At 39.5% G+C, this 14,958-nt stretch carries 17 protein-coding genes; 13 read left to right on the top strand and 4 right to left on the bottom strand.

The window, feature by feature from the left end:
* Nucleotides 1-13 precede the first annotated feature (13 nt).
* The 7 genes from PQ474_RS07380 (at nt 14) to PQ474_RS07350 (ending at nt 6,798) form a co-directional block, all read left to right on the top strand.
* Nucleotides 14-1,282: a TRAP transporter large permease gene (locus PQ474_RS07380; RefSeq protein WP_273841452.1), complete on the top strand. Its 1,269-nt coding sequence runs from the start codon at nt 14-16 to the stop codon at nt 1,280-1,282.
* 46 nt (nt 1,283-1,328) lie between these two features.
* The gene (locus PQ474_RS07375; RefSeq protein ID WP_273841450.1) at nt 1,329-2,378 is read left to right on the top strand and encodes a TRAP transporter substrate-binding protein; all 1,050 of its coding nucleotides are present in this window, start codon (nt 1,329-1,331) and stop codon (nt 2,376-2,378) included.
* Between the two features lie 155 nt (nt 2,379-2,533).
* The gene (locus tag PQ474_RS07370; protein ID WP_273841448.1) at nt 2,534-3,331 is read left to right on the top strand and encodes a hypothetical protein; all 798 of its coding nucleotides are present in this window, start codon (nt 2,534-2,536) and stop codon (nt 3,329-3,331) included.
* Nucleotides 3,332-3,334: 3 nt separating this feature from the next.
* Nucleotides 3,335-3,715: a GntR family transcriptional regulator gene (locus PQ474_RS07365; RefSeq protein ID WP_273841446.1), complete on the top strand. Its 381-nt coding sequence runs from the start codon at nt 3,335-3,337 to the stop codon at nt 3,713-3,715.
* Nucleotides 3,712-4,398, top strand: coding sequence for an ATP-binding cassette domain-containing protein (locus PQ474_RS07360; RefSeq protein WP_273841444.1), 687 nt, complete (start codon nt 3,712-3,714; stop codon nt 4,396-4,398). The genes PQ474_RS07365 and PQ474_RS07360 overlap by 4 nt, the downstream gene beginning before the upstream one ends.
* Nucleotides 4,399-4,656: 258 nt before the next feature.
* Nucleotides 4,657-5,976 (top strand): Na+/H+ antiporter family protein, encoded by a 1,320-nt coding sequence (locus PQ474_RS07355; protein WP_273841442.1) that lies wholly within the window; start codon nt 4,657-4,659, stop codon nt 5,974-5,976.
* Between the two features lie 228 nt (nt 5,977-6,204).
* Nucleotides 6,205-6,798: a hypothetical protein gene (locus PQ474_RS07350; RefSeq protein ID WP_273841440.1), complete on the top strand. Its 594-nt coding sequence runs from the start codon at nt 6,205-6,207 to the stop codon at nt 6,796-6,798.
* A 67-nt stretch (nt 6,799-6,865) separates the two neighbouring features.
* Here the strand turns inward: PQ474_RS07350 and PQ474_RS07345 are convergent, their stop codons facing one another.
* Nucleotides 6,866-7,462, bottom strand: coding sequence for a biotin transporter BioY (locus tag PQ474_RS07345; RefSeq protein WP_273841438.1), 597 nt, complete (start codon nt 7,460-7,462; stop codon nt 6,866-6,868).
* A 155-nt stretch (nt 7,463-7,617) separates the two neighbouring features.
* Here PQ474_RS07345 and PQ474_RS07340 point away from each other — a divergent pair, with 155 nt between their 5' ends.
* On the top strand, nt 7,618-8,058 hold the full coding sequence (locus PQ474_RS07340) for an RDD family protein (protein ID WP_273841436.1): 441 nt from the start codon (nt 7,618-7,620) through the stop codon (nt 8,056-8,058).
* 160 nt (nt 8,059-8,218) lie between these two features.
* On the opposite strand, the gene PQ474_RS07335 is transcribed toward PQ474_RS07340, so the two are convergent.
* The gene (locus tag PQ474_RS07335; RefSeq protein ID WP_273841434.1) at nt 8,219-8,491 is read right to left on the bottom strand and encodes an HU family DNA-binding protein; all 273 of its coding nucleotides are present in this window, start codon (nt 8,489-8,491) and stop codon (nt 8,219-8,221) included.
* A gap of 114 nt (nt 8,492-8,605) precedes the next feature.
* Entirely contained in the window at nt 8,606-9,433 is an 828-nt protein-coding gene (locus PQ474_RS07330; RefSeq protein WP_273841432.1) for a YihY/virulence factor BrkB family protein, read from the bottom strand.
* 128 nt (nt 9,434-9,561) lie between these two features.
* Here PQ474_RS07330 and PQ474_RS07325 point away from each other — a divergent pair, with 128 nt between their 5' ends.
* Nucleotides 9,562-9,966 carry a hypothetical protein gene (locus tag PQ474_RS07325; protein ID WP_273841430.1) on the top strand — a complete coding sequence of 135 codons (405 nt, stop codon included), beginning with the start codon at nt 9,562-9,564 and terminating at the stop codon, nt 9,964-9,966.
* A gap of 25 nt (nt 9,967-9,991) precedes the next feature.
* Here the strand turns inward: PQ474_RS07325 and PQ474_RS07320 are convergent, their stop codons facing one another.
* Entirely contained in the window at nt 9,992-10,573 is a 582-nt protein-coding gene (locus tag PQ474_RS07320; protein WP_273841428.1) for a cysteine hydrolase family protein, read from the bottom strand.
* A 312-nt stretch (nt 10,574-10,885) separates the two neighbouring features.
* Between PQ474_RS07320 and PQ474_RS07315 the strand changes: the two genes are divergently transcribed.
* The 4 genes from PQ474_RS07315 to PQ474_RS07300 all read left to right on the top strand — a co-directional run bounded on the left by PQ474_RS07315 (nt 10,886) and on the right by PQ474_RS07300 (nt 14,857).
* On the top strand, nt 10,886-11,380 hold the full coding sequence (locus PQ474_RS07315; protein WP_273841426.1) for an Lrp/AsnC family transcriptional regulator: 495 nt from the start codon (nt 10,886-10,888) through the stop codon (nt 11,378-11,380).
* The gene (locus tag PQ474_RS07310) at nt 11,380-12,555 is read left to right on the top strand and encodes an aminotransferase (RefSeq protein WP_273841424.1); all 1,176 of its coding nucleotides are present in this window, start codon (nt 11,380-11,382) and stop codon (nt 12,553-12,555) included. Before PQ474_RS07315 ends, PQ474_RS07310 begins: the two co-directional genes overlap by 1 nt.
* 358 nt (nt 12,556-12,913) lie before the next feature.
* Nucleotides 12,914-13,696 carry a hydroxyethylthiazole kinase gene (gene thiM, locus PQ474_RS07305; RefSeq protein ID WP_273841421.1) on the top strand — a complete coding sequence of 261 codons (783 nt, stop codon included), beginning with the start codon at nt 12,914-12,916 and terminating at the stop codon, nt 13,694-13,696.
* 21 nt (nt 13,697-13,717) lie between these two features.
* Nucleotides 13,718-14,857, top strand: coding sequence for a DEAD/DEAH box helicase (locus PQ474_RS07300; RefSeq protein ID WP_273841419.1), 1,140 nt, complete (start codon nt 13,718-13,720; stop codon nt 14,855-14,857).
* The last annotated feature ends 101 nt before the right edge of the window (nt 14,858-14,958 follow it).

Raw genomic sequence — 14,958 nt, 5'->3', positions numbered from 1 at the left:
CGAGGAACAAAGAATGATAGCAACTATGTTAACGGTCATGATTGTGTTGCTTGTGCTCGGATTTCCAATGATGATTCCGATGACAGCAGCATCGATAGTTGTCGTGCTCTTCTTTATGCCTAATGTAAATCCTATGTTTCTTATTCAACAAATGATGGAAGGGATCTCTTCCTATGTTCTACTAGCGGTTCCGCTGTTTATCTTTGCAGCTGACATTATGTCTACAGGAAAAACATCGCAACGGCTATTAGACTTTGTTGGAGCGTTTGTCGGTCATTTACGTGGAGGTTATGCGATTACAACGGCCGCTGCTTGTACTTTGTTTGGTTCGATTTCAGGTTCCACACAAGCTACGGTTGTGGCAATTGGTAAGCCCATGCGTAAAAGGCTTTTATCAGTAGGTTACAAAGATTCGAGTGCGATCGCTTTAATTATTAATGCGAGTGATATTGCTTTATTAATCCCGCCAAGTATCGGGATGATCATTTACGCCTTAGCTGCACCGAGAGTGTCAGTAGGGGATTTATTCATTGCTGGTATCGGACCAGGTTTACTTATTTTCGGGATGTTTGCGATTTATAGTTACATCCATGCAAGAATTTACAACATTCCAAAAGCATCAAAGCAGTCGTGGAAAGAACGGTACAAAGTAACCGTAAAAGCTCTGTTTCCACTTGGATTTCCCGCTATTATTGTCGGTGGGATTTACTTTGGAATTTTTAGTCCAACAGAAGCTGCGGCTATTTCGGTTCTCTATGCTCTCATTTTAGAACTATTAATCTTTCGTACGATTAAGTTGCCGGATGTACCGAAAATTGCTCTTTCTACAGGACTTGTCACATCGGCCGTTTTTATTCTAGTGGCTGCAGGCCAGGCCTTCTCATGGTTAATTTCACGGGCAAGAATTCCACAAATGTTCTCAGAAGCCGTACTTGGAGCAGATCCAACAGCGTTACAAGTGTTAATCATCGTCGCGATTTTCTTCTTCATTGGTTGTATGTTTGTCGATCCGATTGTTGTGATTTTAATTTTAACACCGATCTTTTATCCGGTTGCGATGCAAGCGGGTGTGGATCCGATTCACTTAGGAGTTGTTATTGTATTCCAAGCCGCTTTAGGGTCAGCAACGCCACCGTTTGGGGTCGATATCTTTACCGCCAGTGCGGTCTTTAATAAATCGTATTTGGATGTCATTCGAGGAACACCACCGTATATTATTATGCTTCTGGTCGCGTCGGTGTTAATCATACTATTTGAGGAAATCTCACTTTTCTTATTGTAGAGTGAGACTCCTAAAATATAAATTTATAAAAAAAAGGGGGAATTTGATGTTTTTTAAAAAAAGAAATTGGAAAGCAATCGCATTAGCTGGAGCTGTGACGTTAGGACTTGCGGCGTGTGGAAGTGAAAGTGCTGGCGGAGATGGAACATATAACTGGCAGTTCGTAACAGAAGAAGTCCAAGGTCAAGTTCAATATGAGTATGCTGCTGAATTCGCTGAATTGCTTAACGAAAAATCAGATGGTCAAATTAACATTGATGTATTTGAGTTTGGTCAACTTGGTAGTGAGGTGGATCAAGTTGAGCAACTTCAAGATGGAATCGTCGAATTTGCGATTGTATCGCCAGGATTTACAGGTGGTATGGTAGCGGAAGGTCAAGTTTTTGCCCTGCAATTCCTTTTCCCAGATGATCAAGAAAAAACACAAGAAATCTTAAACACAAGTGAAGCACTACACTCACATCTTGCCGGCATGTACGAAGCCCACAACATTAAGCCACTTGCTTTCTTTACAGAAGGTGCGATGCAATGGACAGGAAGCCGTGAGCTTAGAACTCCTGCTGACTTTACTGGTTTCAAAATGCGTACACAAGAGTCACCTTTAATTATGGAATCATACCGTGCATACGGTGCAGATCCATCACCTTTAAGCTGGTCTGAATTATATACGTCACTTGATCGTGGTGTCGTAGATGGTCAAGAAAACCCAATCTTCTTTATTGAAGATGCATCTTTCCATGAAGTACAAGATTATATGACTATTTCAAATCATAATAACTATGTCGCGATGACGACGGTTAACCCGACGTTCTACAATGAACTTCCAGATGATATTCGTGCGTTAATTGATGAAACGGTTGAGGAGATGCAACCACGAGTATTTGAAATGCAAAAAGAAATGAACGAAAGCCTACTTGATTCAATTATTAATAACACAGATAACCCAACTGAAGTCATTGAATTAACGGAAGCTGAGCGTGAAGAATTCCGTGCTCTAGCTATACCAGTTCGTGATTTCTTCCGTGATGAAGTAGTTGGTGATAAAGGTCGCGAAATGCTAGAATTACTAGAGCAAGAAATTGCGGCACACGAATAAGAAAAAATAATAAATGGCTTACTGTTAAAAGCGTTAGGACTTGAAAAGGAGTCCCAACGCTTTTTTATTTTGAAAAATTTGGGTATTATACTATTGATTGTATGTTAGTATTAGTGTACTATTTAATTAATACAGTAATACAAGGAGGCAATAATATGAATGCATGGCTTCATTTATTAAAGAAAGAATTTCGCTTAGGGTTAACAGCTTTTTTAGTTCCGATTATTACGTATTTGGTTTTAACAGGGGTCGCTGCCTATATTGGCTCACGTAATGGTTTTAGCTGGGAAGCAGTTGTAGGTGTTTCGATCTTTGCCATAGGGCTTCAAGTGTTTTATGTACTTTATTATTTGTTAAATAGCTTGCAGGTAGAAAGAAAAAAGCTTCATCTCTGGATTCATACTCCTATGCCTGGATATGGCTTGTTGTCGGCAAAGATAGCAGCAGGTTTGATTTCGATGATCATGACATTGCTTCTTACAGGGGTCACCTTAATGGTTGCGGTCCATCAATCTCCTACCATATCTGAACAGGTTAAAATGGTACAGTTAGCAGATATGAGTCTTTTAGGTGGTATACATTTGATTTTATTTGCTGTAAGCCTTGCTGTGCTATTTATCTTTTTTTGGATAGTTTTCTTGTTATTTAACAGAAACCTAGGTTCCTTTGTCAGCTTTCTATCGACGTTTGTACTATTTATTGGAACGACGAGTGTATATAACTGGTTTAAAGAATCGATTGTCTATGAAAAGCTAACGAGTTGGGGCGAAATTCAGTTTTCAGGGATCGCTGAAAGTGTAAGTATTGAGGCGAGTATGGAAAGTGGTACAGAGGTGATAACGGAAGTGGGGACTTTTAGCCTTTTTGCTGGCGCCTACTTGTTTGAGACAGTTGTTGCATTGATTCTATTCTTTGCCGCTTGTTGGATGCTTGACCATAAAGTTGAGGTGTAATACATGACAGATACTTTTCAATCATCACAGCCTATTTATAGTCAATTAGCTGATCGAATCAAAAAGCAAATTTTAAGGGGAGAGTTAAAATCTGGTGATAAGCTACCATCCGTTCGTGAAATGGGCATTCTCGTGAGTGTAAATCCGAATACCGTTCAACGTACGTACCGTGAGTTAGAAGGGGTAGGTATCGTTGAAACCAAGCGAGGTCAAGGAACGTTTGTGACAGAAAGAGAGGAGATTTTCACTATGATGCGTGAGCAGCTTAAGCAAGAAGGAATCTCACAGTTTGTTAAAGGAATGCATGAAATGGGCTATTCGAACGAAGAAATTGCAGCAGGTCTCCAAGCCTTTTTGAAAAATGAAAGTGAGGGGAAAAAATGATCGCCTTTAATCAAGTAACAAAGAAGTTTATGAATAAATTTGCCCTTAGAGATGTTAATCTAGAATTACGCATAGGAAAAATTATCGGTCTTGTAGGTGAAAATGGAAGTGGAAAATCGACTACGCTAAAATTAACGGCTGGCCTCGCTCAACCTTCAAAAGGGACGGTTACAATCAATGGAGTGAAGGCCAATCGTTTAGCGAATCAAGTTGCTTATCTTTCCGAGCTCGATGTCTACTACGGGTTTTATAACGTTGGACAGACGATTGATTACTATGCCACTCAATTTCCTGATTTTAATAAAGAGAAAGCGGAAGAAATAAGGAGATTCATGAATATAGACCGTGACTCAAAGCTTAAACATTTGTCTAAGGGAAATCGTGGCCGCTTGAAGATTGTTCTCACTCTTGCTCGCGAAGTACCGATTATTTTAATGGATGAGCCGCTTTCCGGCCTTGATCCAATGGTGAGGGAGTCAATCGTAAAAAGTTTAATTTCCTTCATTGATCTCCAAAGACAACTAGTACTCATTACGACTCATGAAATTAAAGAAATTGAAGCTATTTTAGATGAAGTAGTCCTCATTAAAGATGGGGGCATTGTTGGACACCGAAACGTTGAACAGCTTCGTATTGAAGAAAACATGGGAATTGTTGAATGGATGACCAAAATCTATCAATAACAGTTGTACTTTTTTTGATCTGAATTCAGGTTTCTTATATAAAGGCTGTTAAGTCGATGAAGCCACTGAAGAAGGTAATTACCAACCTTTTTCAGTGGCTTCGTGACTTAATGGGATCTTTTTTCTTGTAAAATTCGTACAATTTCATCCCTTAACTTAAGGATCCCCATTGACAACTATCCCAATATAATGATAGTTTAGTTGAGTACTTTATTATATTAGTGATTTAGCAAGTTAAAGGATTTGGAGAGGATTTTTATGAATGCAGTTTTAGTAGCTGTTCTTGTGATGTTAATTTTGAGCTTAGTGCGGGTACATGTCGTTATCGCACTAGCAATCGGTGCACTAGTTGGAGGTCTGTTAGGAGGATTGGGCTTTGACCAGACGATAAGCGTGTTTACCGCTGGCTTAGGAGGCAGTGCAACAGTCGCTCTTAGTTATGCTTTGTTAGGAGCATTTGCTGTAGCGATCGCGCGCACAGGTTTACCTGAGGTGATGGTGAACTGGGTGGTAAAACTAGTCGGAAAAAAGGGAGATACGAGAAAAAAAGCTCTATCAAAAGCACTTATTTTCTTTTTACTAGCAATCGTTTCTTGTTTCTCGCAAAATGTCGTTCCAATTCATATCGCTTTTATTCCGATTCTTATTCCACCGATTCTAAAAATCTTAAATGAGTTGGGTGTGGACCGTCGGGCGATTGCGACGATTTTAACATTTGGTTTAACGGCACCATATATTTTCTTACCATATGGGTTTGGTGCGATATTCCACGGAATTATTGCTGATAATATGGATGAAAATGGCCTTATAGTAGAGCTATCTATGATCCCTAAAGCAATGGCATTGCCTACAATTGGCCTTGTGATTGGTTTACTCATTGCGGTTCTTGTTACGTACCGTAAAAATCGAGTCTATGAAGATCGCGCCATTGTAGGTGCGCGTAAAGAAAAGCAAGTGTATACAAATTGGTCGATTATCTCGGCGCTGCTTTCAATTGTTGCGACTCTTGTTGTTCAGACGCTCTCTGATTCAATGATTGTAGCTGCTTTAGCAGGGCTTGTTGTTCTTCTAGTTAGTGGGTCACTGAAATGGAAGGAAGCAGATGATGTGGTGACAGAAGGAATGAAGATGATGGCGTTTATCTCCTTTGTCATGTTAGCAGCTTCTGGATTTGCGGCAGTTATTCGTGAGACAGGACATGTCGACTTACTCGTTAGACAAACGTCTAATATTGTTGGAGAAAGTCAAGCTGCGGCTGCGTTACTGATGCTTGTAATCGGATTGTTTATCACAATGGGGATTGGTTCTTCTTTTGCAACGATTCCAATCATTGCAACGCTATTTGTTCCACTTGGGATGGCGGCTGGATTTTCACCAGTAGCGATTATTGCTTTAATTGGAACAGCGGGTGCGTTAGGAGATGCAGGTGCTCCTGCCTCTGATAGTACGCTAGGACCAACAGCTGGTTTGAATGCTGATGGTCAGCATAACCACATTTGGGATACATGTGTACCGACTTTTGTGCATTTCAATATTCCGTTGTTTATCTTTGGTTGGATGGCAGCGATGTTTTTATAATAGGTTTAAAAGCGTATTGGATGTTTAACATCTGATACGCTTTTTGGCGCATTGTGATCCTATACTGGCTATCATCTAAACGTTCTTTCCTGAGTTTTGACTCTAAAAAAAGGGGTATGTAAGTAATAGGAACTTCAAATTAATTACCAAAAATTTCAAAAAAAAACGAAACTTTTTAAATCGTTCACTCGTCTAATAGATAGAGATAAAATAAGGTGGGGTTTCGTTATGAAAAAGTCGGTGCTAGGGTGTTTGTTTTTAGTGGTTCTCCTTCCTGCATGTCACGATAATAAAGTGAATGAAAATGAAATTTTGTCTATTTATGATGATTTTCTTCATCATGTCACGGAATTATTTGCGTATCATACATTTGAAGAGGATGTTTACTTTAACGAAAAATATCATACAGAAGAATCGATTCGAACGTTACTTGATCCTTTTATGACGGATGACGGGATTAATCAAATGCTAGAGGATTTATATATGGAAGAAGATAATCGCTTTGTCTATCGAGAAGATTTTCAATCGTACTTAAGGAATAGTCAAACAAGGGAATCTTCTTATTACGATATCACACGCCAAACGGTTTTTAATCCTGGACTACGGATGTTAAGAAATGATTTACAGGTCATAGAAGAAGCGGAGCACATTGAATTGACGGCGGTTGCGGTTCCTGTTCAATTTTATTCAGAAGAAAGTACATATGGGGTTAGTCAATTTGGACAACTTGGTTACCCAGCAGTGGACCATCTTAGTTTAACAGTAACCATGGTGAAAGAAGAGGATGGATATTTCATACAGCATGTAGAGATACAGTCTTAATCAAACGTTTGCTTAAGACTCATCCATACATGAAAAACCGCTAAGCATTCAACTTAGCGGTTCTTTATTAGGCTACTTTTTCAGGGACACGATTTCGACTTCTGTTCACTGCACTATAAATTCTCGTTGAAAGAATAGCTGCAAAAATCGTTAAGATAATATCTTTCACAGCGGGTGCAGCCATCCAAGTCCAAACGATTTGATAGCTGACAGCTTCAAGCCCAGCGAGTAATTGAAAGGCGAAATACATATAATGAGTACCGAGGACGTAATTGATCACAAGTCCAGCAAAACAAGCTAGTAAAAAGGTTAATAAGTTCTTTTCTTTTCTTTTTTCAATAATAAGGCCAGTGACATAAGCTACTAAGATAAAAGAAAGGAGAAAGCCAAAAGTTGGGCTAATGAGTGTTCGGAGTCCACCTGAAAACTGGGCGAACACAGGAAAGCCTACGAGTCCAACTAATAAATAGACAATCATCGCTAAAGAGCCAAACCGGCGTCCAAGTAGTGCGCCAGCAAGAATGGCAAATAGAGTTTGCAGGGTTATAGGGACGGAACCGATGACAAGGAAAGATGTAAGGTTTGCACCGATCGCCATTAAAGCTGCGAACATAGCAACAAGCACAAGATCGACTGTTCGTAATTTAGATTTCAATATGTTCACCTCTATGTATTTTGTAAGTTAACAATAGGATAGTAAGAATAGGTAATAATGTCAACGTTTTTATATTTAAGGTTTACATTGGCTGTGATGGTGTACATTGCTTTCATATTCGGTCTATAATGGAATATACTTGTAAGGTTAAGCGAAAAGGAGGAATGAAGATGGTTGAACGTCCTGCGGGATTTTGGATCAGACTGGGAGCAAGTATCCTTGATGGTTTATTAATTAGCGGAACCCTGTTTATTTTAGCGGCATTACTCGGTTTTGATGGAACAGCGCGAGATGGTTTGGATGCTATTTTAAATTTACTTTATGGTTTGCTCTTACCTGTCCTATGGTATGGTTATACGGTTGGAAAGAGATTATGTGGAATCAGAATTGTCAAGATGGATGGAACCAATGTGGGAATTGGTACGATGTTACTACGCGTGATCGTAGCCGGTTTCGTTTACGTCATTACGCTAGGGATTGGCGTGATTGTCAGTGCTTTCATGATTGCTTTTAGAAAAGATAAACGCAGTATTCATGACCTACTTGCGAAAACGTATGTCACATACGAGAAACCTGAAGCCGCTAACCCTTACCAAGAAGCATAAAAAAAAGACTGACTCCTTTGCCGAGCTATTTAGGCTTTTGGGGATCAGTCTTTTTTTGTGTTTTCTTTGATCGCCTGAAAAGGAAAATCAAAGGTAGAAAAGCTAGGATATGCGAAGTGACTAAGCATTTGACTTCGGCTGAAATCCAGCTTTCCCTTCATTATTTTACAGATTCTTTTAGTTGCTTACCTGCTTTAAAGGCAGGAGTTTTAGTTGCTGCTATATCAATCTCTTCACCAGTTTGTGGGTTACGTCCTTTTCTAGCGGCACGTTCACGGACTTCAAAATTACCAAATCCAATTAATTGAACAGTTTCCCCTTTGGACAATGATTCTGCAATTAATTCAAATACTGCATTGACAGCGTTTCCGGCATCTTTTTTCGTTAGTTGTGTACGTTCAGCGACTGCTTGTACCAGTTCCGTTTTGTTCATCCCTGTCATCTCCTCATTTAAATTAGTTAACCAAGTTAACCGTGCTTTCTGCTACCATCATCTCCAGAATCTATTCTTTTATACGTCTAAGATAAGAAATGATTCTACAATTCTTTATTGATCTACCGTTTGATGCTTTTGTTGATAGAGAGTCGCATTAATTTCGCCACCAATCACAAGGATGATTCCCGTTAAGAAAAACCATAACATGAGAATGATCACCCCACCAAGGCTTCCATAGGTCGCTGTGTAGTTTCCAAAATTGCTTACGTAACTAGAAAAAGCAAGCGAAATAATTTGCCAGCCGACCGTTGCGGTCACAGCCCCAACGGTGACTTGTTTAAAAGTCAAAGGGATATTCGGAGCAATTCGGTAAAGCACCATTAAAACAAAAGTCATAAGCCCAATCCCAATAATCCAGCGTAATGTGTTTAACACATTGGCCGTTTCGTGTGGGAGGTAAAAATAGGTTTCTAGTGTTTCAATAATGACGTGACCAAAAACAGGAAGCAGTAGAGTAACGACAATGACAATGATCATCGCAATCGTCAATAAGATCGAAAGCAATCTTAATCTAACAAAATGACGTGTCTCCTCAATGTTGTAAGAGCGGTTCACAGCTCTAATAAGAGCATTCATCCCGTTTGAAGCGGACCAAATGGTTGCGAGGATACCAAACGATAGTAAGCCGCCCTGAGGTTCAGATATCACTTCAAGAACCGTCGTGGATAAAATGTCTGCGAGCCCTTCAGGAATATAATCATTCATAAATGAGTGAACGGTATTAAGATCAAAACGAAAATATGGGATCAGAGCTAATATGAAAATTAATAAAGGGAAAATCGAAAGCATGAAATAGTAGGCAAGTGTAGCTGCCCAATCAGGAATGGGGTCTGTTTTTAACTTAGTGATAAATATTTTCAAAAATGAAGATGTGTTCATGTAAACTCTCCTTTCTGTTTTACGTATACCCATATTTTTCACTTTGTGAAACTCGTGTATAATAAAATGTTAGAGGTGTCTTTATCTTTTACCTTTTTGATGAAACGAAACATAAGGAGTTGTCAGTGATGTACCGCGCCAATGAACCGAAATTTTTATGGGTTCTTTTATTTATTTTAACGATTACATATGCTTATGCTTTTGAAAATCCCATTCTGACATATGTAGCTTACGGACTTTCTTTTCTTTTTTTCACGGCGATGACACTTAGCTATCAAGTAGAAGTGAGAGAGCGTGATTTAGTCCGCACCATTTCGGTGTTCGGGTTTCCCATTAAAAAACAAATCATTCAAGCCGATGAAATGGAAAAGTTTGAGATCATTGAAGTAGGAGATCGTCAAATTGTCCTGCTTTATTTAAAAAAGAAAATGAGAATCAAGCTACACCGTTTTTCACCTGATGGGTTACCTGAGTCTCTAGCAACCTTTGCCACAGAAAATAACATTCCGAAAATAGAAAAAGGCAGTCGTTAAAAACAAACTGAAAGTCCAATCACTCTTAGTTAATGGTTGGACTTTTTATTTGTTCTAGCAAAACAGAAGAAGAGGAGATGTCCGCTTTAACGACTTCTTTCATCGTATGCAGAGCTCTTTGATTAATTTCATTTGTGTGTGAGGCTACACAATCTGACGGGATGAATAACGAGTATTTTCTCATATAAGCATCGTTTGCTGTAAATTGCACACACATATCGCCTGTGACCCCTGTAAGAATAAGGGAATTAACGTTTAAGTGAGTGAGCAATAGGTCAAGCGGTGTAGCGAAGAATCCGGAATATTGAGGTTTTAAAATGAAATAATCATCTTCATCTGGTTTCATCATTTCAGCAAGTGGTTTCCCTCTGACCTCTTCTTGCAAACAGTGGGACACGAGATGGCGAAAATCAGATTGCCACCTACCATAATTATCGTTGACATAAATAACGGGGACACCTAGTTTTTTTATTTGTTTTTTTAATAGAGCAACATGGTGAGCTGCTTCAAGCGCATGAGGCAATAGATCAACACCGCTTGGGAATTCTAAATCATTAATCAAATCAATCATTAGTAAAGCATACCGTGGTGTAGTGATCATAGACATTAAAACTCCTTTTTCATAAGCAAGAACTTAAAACTTGGTGAAATGGTCGTATGAGATAAGTTGTTTTTGAATGAAGTCAAATCTTTTTCTTAACCCATTCAGTGAAAGAAGAAAGAGCCTTTCTAGCTACGTTTCCTGTTGCTATTACCATACCCAAACAAATGAGTAAAATAAACCAAACTTTCTTCTCATGAAATTGGAAAAATGTTCGAATAATAAGAAAAAAGGAGATTCGTAACAATTGTTCGATATGTTATGATAAACAAAAAGATTAGATACCATACGCTTGATTAGGTGGAGGGAGTTTTAAAGATGAATGATAAAGCAGTTGAAGTGTTGCAAATTATAGAGAGTAACGGTCGAGTGACTGTACCGACACTTGCCAAAATGGTAGACGCAACAGAAGAAGAAGTGAACCAACTATTAAAGCAATTAGAGGACGATAAAGTGATCTTAAGTTATTCGGCTGTTATTGATTGGAGCAAAGTAAATAAACAAGAAGGTGTAACAGCGATGATTGACGTGAAAGTCACACCACAACGTGGAGTAGGGTTTGATGAAGTAGCTGAGCGCATTTACCGCTTTCCGGAAGTGAAAGCTCTTTACTTAATGTCAGGGGCTTATGATCTGCAAGTGGTGATTGAAGGGAATACGATGACAGAGATTGCTCGTTTTGTCTCTGAAAAGCTTTCTACCATTGATACCGTCATTTCAACGACAACTCATTTTCAATTAAAGAAATATAAGCATGATGGTGTCGTGTTTGATCAAGGAGAAGAAGATCATCGAATTGTGGTGACTCCGTAATGACTGAAGTGAAATTGAATCGACGTTTATCTGAACGTGTACAAAACATCAAACCATCTGGTATTCGCAGATTTTTTGATCTAGCTTCTAAAATGGATAATATCATCTCTTTAGGGGTGGGGGAACCAGATTTTGTTACACCTTGGAATGTTAGAGAAGCGAGTATCTCTTCTTTAGAAAGAGGATTTACGGCTTATACGGCCAATGCAGGTTTATTAGAGTTAAGAAAAGAAATTACCAATTACATGAGCAAGAGATTCTCGGTTGACTATAATCCGGAAACGGAAGCGCTTGTTACAGTTGGGGCGAGTGAAGCGATTGATATTGGAATGAGGGCCATTTTAAATGAAGGCGATGAAGTTATTATTGTAGAACCGAGCTTTGTATCCTACGTTCCACTTGTTCAAATGGCTGGAGGTGTGGCTGTTTCGATTGGCACGATTAAGGAAGATCAATTTAAAGTATCTGCTGATCAAATTGAAGCAGCGATTACACCGAAGACAAAAGCACTCATGCTTTGTTTTCCCAATAATCCAACGGGAGCGACAATGAACGGGAAAGAAATGCAAGAAATCGCTGATTTGGCTGAGCGTTATGATTTGCTTGTTTTTTCCGATGAAATTTATGCAGAACTAAGCTATGATGAGGATCATGTTAGCTTTGCTTCGCTTCCTAATATGAAAGAAAGAACGATCTTAATCTCTGGTTTTTCTAAATCGTTTGCGATGACAGGTTGGCGCTTAGGTTTCGTTCTAGCCCCTCCAGACTTGCTTGCTGCGATGTTGAAGCTCCATCAGTACAGTTTAATGTGTGCCCCTTCTATGGCTCAATACGGAGCGCTTGAGGCTTTAAAGAGTGGCATGGATGATATTGAACGAATGAAGCAATCCTATAAACAAAGAAGAAACTATATCGTCAAATCATTTGGCGAAATCGGATTACCTTGTCACACTCCAGGTGGAGCTTTTTATGCCTTTCCATCAATTGAGAAGACAGGACTTACGTCAGAAGAATTTGCAGAAAGACTTTTACTTGAGGAACGGGTAGCTGTTGTTCCAGGACATGTGTTTGGAGAAGGTGGCGAAGGACACATTCGTTGTTCCTATGCGACTTCAATGGATAACTTAGAGCAGTCAGTAGAACGAATTGGACGATTTTTGAAGAAGATTAAGTAAACGAGATAGTCAGTTCGCCCCTTCATATCGATTTTGCAGCGTAATTGTTTTGCGGTATGTTGTTTGAAAGGGAAGCTAAAAAAAATAAGCCTCCGCCAGAATGAAACCATGCTGATTGGGAAGCAGGTTCATTCATTCTTAAGCCTATTAGATGGCTTTTGGCAAAGGCCTAGATAAAAAAATTGGCAAGAGCAATGGCTCTTGCCTTTATTCGTAGGGGGAATACGATTGTAATAACCATTATGGTCATCTATCTGAAATATATACATAATCATCAGAAAATAGTTAAATTTGTTTTCAGAAGAGAAAAACGGTAAAATTTTTTAAAGGTTATGATATGTTGGAAGGTGTGAACGAAATGAGTATAGATCGTATTCGTCAAGAGAACCCATTGGTCCATTGTATGACCAATGTCGTTGTTACCAATTTTACGGCTAATGGCTTGCTTGCTTTAGGGGCTTCTCCTGTTATGGCTTATGCAAAAGAGGAAGTAGCCGATTTGGCAAGGATAGCGGGTGCATTACTTCTTAATATCGGAACGCTGTCTTCTGAACAAATAGACAATATGGTTGTCGCTGGACAAGCTGCAAATCAAGCTGGTGTACCTGTTGTTTTAGATCCAGTAGGCGCGGGGGCTACAACCTTTCGAACAGACATGAGTAAACGTTTATTGGAACAAGTTAAGATTAGTGTGTTACGAGGTAACGCAGGGGAAATTGCATCGTTAATGGGTGTGGAGGCTTCTGTCAAAGGTGTCGATGGTTCGATGGATGGGGATAAAATCGAGGTAGCTAAACAGGCTGCCAAGCAATTTAAGTGCATCTGTGTCCTAACAGGAGAGACAGACATTGTAACAGATGGAACGAGCGTCCACAGTCTTCATAATGGCCACCCGTGGTTAACAAAAGTAGTCGGAACTGGCTGTTTATTAGGGGCTGTCATTGGGGCATTTGTGGCTGTCAGACGTCATGATATGATCCATGCTGCAGCAGACGCGGTTGCTTACTTTGGGATTGCGGGTGAGCAAGCATTTCAGCAAACAAATGAAGAAGGAATTGGATCCTTCCAGCAAGCGTTTTTAAATCAACTATTTTCATTAACGGATCAACAAGTTGAACAGCTACGTCGGAATCAGGCGTAAAGAACAGAAAGAGGGAATATCATGAGCGAAACATTTTCGTTTAACGTTTTACCAAGTTTTTTAAAAGAAGCATTAACCGAGCAAGGAGTCAGTGAACCAACGGACATCCAAGCTAAAATGATACCAGAGGCGTTACAAGGTCAAAGCTTAATTGCAAGGTCGCAAACGGGAACCGGAAAGACACTTGCTTTTTTATTACCAGCTTTAGCAAAGATAGAAAAAGATAAAAAAGGCTTACAGGTCGTTGTGTTAGCACCAACTCAGGAGCTTGCGATGCAAGTCGTAGAAGTAGCCAAAAGTTTAACGAAGAATGAACCGATTGAAGTGGGTTCTTATATCGGTGGCGCGAATATTAAACGCCAAGTTGAAAAGCTAAAAAAACAAAAGCCACAGCTGGCAATTGGAACACCAGGACGGTTGCTTGAGTTAATTGAAATGAAAAAACTTAAACTTCATGAGGTCCAAGTGGTAGCTGTTGATGAAGCGGATCGAATGATGGCGGAGCATTCATCTTGGGAAGCGACGATGCAAATTGCCAAGCGCGCAGGACGTGATACTCAATTTTTATTCGTATCAGCTACGATTCCAAAAGATTTTGCGCAGCAAGTGGCAGATGCTGCTCCATTCGTTGTGGAATTACAAGCTGAAGGGGGCTTAGTAAATACAGAATCAGTCGACCACCTTTTTATTCGAGTTGATGAAAGAGACAAAATCGATGTAGCAAGGCGCTTAATTCACGCTGAGAACATTGAAAAAGGCATTGTCTTTGTGAACCAGTTAGATAAAGTAAGTGAAACAGCTGAGAAGTTTTCATATAAAGGAATTAAAACACTCGCCCTATCATCGGAGCAATCCAAGCATGAGCGCGAACATGCCTTAAAATCATTCCATAAAGGAGAAACGCACATTCTAGTTGCAACGGATGTGGCGGCGCGCGGTCTGGATGTCGATGACGTAACTCATATTATCCAATTAGATCCACCTGCTAGTCCAGATAGCTATTTACACCGTGCGGGTCGTACAGGAAGAATGGGGAAAAGTGGGTCAGTCATCACCTTTATTGATCGAAAAGACGAATACAAGCTTGATAAATACCGCAGAGATCTTAAAGTGAAGTTAGAAGAACGTATTTTAGCTCGTGGAAAATTAAATAGTAAATAATGGAAAAAAACCGCTAAAGGCTTAGCGGTTTTTTGTATGGAGTAGTTTCTTTTGTAACGGTGCAACACCAGTGAATTCAAGAAAAAAAATAATTCTCATTA

This window comes from Halalkalibacter alkalisediminis (assembly GCF_028610705.1).
In the GTDB taxonomy this organism is placed as follows: domain Bacteria; phylum Bacillota; class Bacilli; order Bacillales; family Bacillaceae_D; genus Halalkalibacter; species Halalkalibacter alkalisediminis.
The sequence above is the reverse complement of the archived record's forward strand: the minus strand, read 5'-3'. Positions and strand labels throughout refer to the sequence as shown.